Genomic DNA, 3,999 nt, shown 5'->3' on the forward strand with positions numbered 1-3,999 from the left:
CGCCGGCGCGCGGCCGGGCGCGCGCGGGGGGCGGGGCCGCGCGTGGGGCGCGGCCGGGCCCCGCGCAGCAGGTCGGCGACGTCGCCGCCGGCCAGCGCGTAGACCACGGTGCTGCCGTCCCGGGTGGCGGTGACGATGCCGGACCGGCGCAGCACCGCGAGCTGCTGGGACAGGCTGGAGGGCTCCACCTCCAGTTCGGCGAGCAGTCCGCGGACGGGTGTCGGTCCGGCCTGCAGCAGCTCCAGCACCCGGATCCGGACGGGATGGCCGAGCATCCGGAAGAACTCGGCCTTGGCCTGGTACAGCTCCCCCGGCCGTCGGCCGGGAGGTACTCCGATCGTCACGAGGCCCCCCTTCCCTGGTGTCGGCGGGCTCAGATCTCCAGCGAGAGCTCGATCTGCTTGAGCCGGTGGCGGGCCATCGCCAGGTTGGAACGGTTGCGGTGGAGCACCAGGAAGAGGAACAGCCCGCGCCCGCTGGGCGTCGTGATCGGCCGGACCATGTGGTACTGGTGCGTCAGCGTGATCAGGATGTCCTCGATCTCGTTGTCGAGCAGGTTGAGCGCCTCCATCGCCCGCATCTTGGCGCGGACCACGTCGGTGTTGCCGGCCGCGGCGACGTTGAGGTCCAGTTCGCCGCCGTCCCCGAGGGTGCCGAGGGCCATGCCGCTGCCGTAGTCGACCAGGGCGACGCCGATCGCGCCGTCGATCGACATGGAGTCCTTGAGGGACGTCTCCAGGTTCGCCATCGTGGCGGTCCTCCCGTGAGTCGGTGGCCGGGGACGACGCGGTGATCGCGTCGCTCGCGGCCCTGGCTCACGAAGGTAGGGAGCGGATCCCGGACTCCACCGCGAATGACCGGAGTCGCTCGGATCTTGCCGGACTCTGATCACTTGAAGACATTTGCAACTATGGATCTGAGAGAGGAGTGATCTCCCGGCTCTGAAAACGGTGCCTCGGAAAACGGTGCTATCGATGTCACTCCTCCCGGGTAACCTCTCGCTGAGATGCGAGATCACACCAACCACACCCGGACGGCGATGAACACCCCCGATCCAGAGCCCCAGGAAGACCAGGAGCTCAGCCCCGCCGAGGCGTACGCGGCCAGCCGTCGCCGGGCGAAGGAGCAGGCCACCGCCCTGTACGGCTTCCAGCAGCTGTACGACTTCCCGCTGGACGACTTCCAGCTGGAGGCCTGCGAGACGCTGGAGGCCGGCTCCGGCGTCCTGGTCGCCGCCCCCACCGGCTCCGGGAAGACCATCGTCGGCGAGTTCGCCGTGCACCTGGCCCTCCAGGGCGGCCGCAAGTGCTTCTACACCACGCCGATCAAGGCGCTCTCCAACCAGAAGTACGGGGACCTGGTCAAGCGCTACGGCGCCGCCAAGGTCGGCCTGCTCACCGGTGACAACTCCGTCAACGGCGACGCCCCCGTGGTGGTCATGACCACCGAGGTGCTCCGCAACATGCTCTACGCGGGCTCCAGCACCCTCGACGGCCTCGGCTACGTCGTGATGGACGAGGTGCACTACCTCGCCGACCGCCTCCGCGGCGCCGTCTGGGAGGAGGTCATCATCCACCTCCCCGAGTCGGTCACCCTCGTCTCGCTCTCCGCGACCGTCTCCAACGCCGAGGAGTTCGGCGACTGGCTGGACACCGTCCGCGGCGGCACCAAGGTGATCGTCTCCGAGACCCGCCCCGTCCCGCTGTGGCAGCACGTGATGGCCGGCAACCGGATGTACGACCTGTTCGCCGACCCCGACCGGGACGGCCGCCCCAAGCACAGCCTCAAGAACCCCGGCAAGGCCGTCAACCCCGAGCTGGTCCGGCTCGCCCGCTCCGAGCTCGACCGCAACCCGCGCGACCGGTTCGGCCGCGGCCGGGGCCGCTCCATGCCCAACGGCCGCCCCGGCAAGGTCTGGACGCCGGGCCGGGTCGACGTCATCGACCGGCTCGACGCCGAGGGCCTGCTGCCCGCGATCACCTTCATCTTCAGCCGGGCCGGCTGCGAGGCCGCCGTCCAGCAGTGCCTCAGCTCCGGCCTGCGGCTCAACAAGGAATCCGACCGCGCCGTGGTCCGGGCCATCGTCGAGGAGCGCTGCGCCGACATCCCCGACGAGGACCTGCACGTCCTCGGCTACTTCGAGTGGCTGGACGGACTGGAGCGCGGCATCGCCGCCCACCACGCCGGGATGCTGCCCCGGTTCAAGGAAGTGGTCGAGGAGCTCTTCGTGAAGGGCCTGGTCAAGGCCGTCTTCGCGACCGAGACCCTGGCGCTCGGCATCAACATGCCCGCCCGCTCGGTGGTCATGGAGAAGCTGGTCAAGTGGAACGGCGAGACTCACGCCGACATCACCCCCGGCGAGTACACCCAGCTCACCGGCCGGGCCGGGCGGCGCGGCATCGACGTCGAGGGCCACGCCGTGGTGCTCTGGCAGCGCGGCCTCGACCCGGAGGCGCTGGCCGGCCTGGCCGGCACCCGCACCTACCCGCTCAAGTCCTCGTTCCGGCCCTCCTACAACATGGCCGTCAACCTGGTCTCCCAGTTCGGCCGGCACCGCTCCCGCGAACTGCTGGAGACCTCCTTCGCCCAGTTCCAGGCGGACCGCTCGGTCGTCGGCATCGCCCGCCAGGTGCAGCGCAACGAGGAGGGGCTGGACGGCTACCGCGAGTCGATGACCTGCCACCTCGGCGACTTCGACGCGTACATGGAGCTGCGCCGCCGGCTCAAGGACCGCGAGAACGAGCTGGCCCGCGAGGGCAGCAGCCAGCGCCGCGCCGCCGCCGTCGAGTCCATCGAGCAGCTCAAGCCGGGCGACGTCATCCACGTCCCCACCGGCAAGTTCGCCGGCCTCGCCCTGGTCCTCGACCCGGGCCTGCCGCCGGTCAGCCGCTCCGGCCGGGGCGGCCCGCGCCACCCCGACTTCCAGGACGGCCCGCGCCCGGTGGTGCTCACCGCGGAGCGGCAGGTCAAGCGGCTCGCGATGATCGACTTCCCGCACCCGGTGGTCGCCGTCGAACGCGTCCGCATCCCCAAGTCCTTCAACCCGCGCAGCCCGCAGTCCCGGCGCGACCTCGCCTCCGCGCTGCGCACCAAGGCCGGCCACCTGGAGCCCGAGCGGTTCCGGCGCGGCCGCGCGGCCGCCGCCGACGACCCGGAGATCACCCGGCTGCGCACCGAGCTGCGCCAGCACCCCTGCCACGGCTGCTCCGACCGCGAGGACCACGCCCGCTGGGCCGAGCGCTACCACCGGCTGCACCGCGACACCGAACTGCTGGAACGCCGGATGCGCTCCCGCACCCACACCATCGCCCGCACCTTCGACCGGGTCTGCGGCCTGCTCACCGACCTCGGCTACCTGAGCGGTGACACCGTCACCGACGACGGCAAGCGGCTCGGCCGGCTCTACGGCGAGCTCGACCTGCTGGCCTCCGAGTGCATCCGCGAGGGCGTCTGGAGCGGCCTCGCCGCCGCCGAACTCGCCGCCTGCGCCTCGGCGCTGGTCTTCGAGTCGCGGCAGGCCGACGACGCCGGCGCCCCCCGGGTGCCGGAGGGCGCGGCCAAGGAGGCGCTCGGCCAGATGGTCCGGATCTGGGGCCACCTGGACGCCCTGGAGGAGCAGCACCGGATCAACACCGCCGAAGGCGTCGGCCAGCGCGAACCCGACCTCGGCTTCGCCTGGGCCGCCTACCGCTGGGCGCTCGGCCACAGCCTGGACCAGGTCCTGCGCGACGCCGACATGCCGGCCGGCGACTTCGTCCGCTGGACGAAGCAGCTGATCGACGTCCTCGGTCAGATCCAGGACGCGGCCGGCGAGGACGCCGAACTCCGCAGGACCGCCCGCAAGGCCGTCGACGGCCTGCGCCGCGGCATCATCGCCTACTCCTCGGTGGGCTAGGGGCTAGGCCCTGTCCGGCGGATCTTGCCAGGCGCGCGACGCCGGGCATCCCGCCTGGACGCACGCCCGAATCGCCCAAGTACGTCCAGTACGAGGCCGACTCG

The 3,999-nt window shown here is 71.7% G+C and carries 3 protein-coding genes; 1 reads left to right on the forward strand and 2 read right to left on the reverse strand.

Annotated features, from left to right (window positions below; genetic code table 11):
• Together ACFWXO_RS17115 and ACFWXO_RS17120 are read right to left on the reverse strand one after the other, a co-directional pair.
• Window positions 1-275 (reverse strand): ArsR/SmtB family transcription factor (locus ACFWXO_RS17115; RefSeq protein ID WP_380524722.1); only part of this gene is annotated, 275 nt, incomplete at its 3' end.
• A gap of 98 nt (window positions 276-373) precedes the next feature.
• Window positions 374-748, reverse strand: a complete 375-nt coding sequence (locus tag ACFWXO_RS17120) for a hypothetical protein (RefSeq protein ID WP_375890856.1) — start codon at window positions 746-748, stop codon at window positions 374-376.
• Between the two features lie 291 nt (window positions 749-1,039).
• Here ACFWXO_RS17120 and ACFWXO_RS17125 point away from each other — a divergent pair, with 291 nt between their 5' ends.
• Window positions 1,040-3,895, forward strand: coding sequence for a DEAD/DEAH box helicase (locus ACFWXO_RS17125; RefSeq protein WP_375890944.1), 2,856 nt, complete (start codon window positions 1,040-1,042; stop codon window positions 3,893-3,895).
• The last annotated feature ends 104 nt before the right edge of the window (window positions 3,896-3,999 follow it).

The sequence above is a fragment of the Kitasatospora sp. NPDC059088 genome (assembly GCF_042738155.1).
Taxonomy (GTDB): domain Bacteria; phylum Actinomycetota; class Actinomycetes; order Streptomycetales; family Streptomycetaceae; genus Kitasatospora.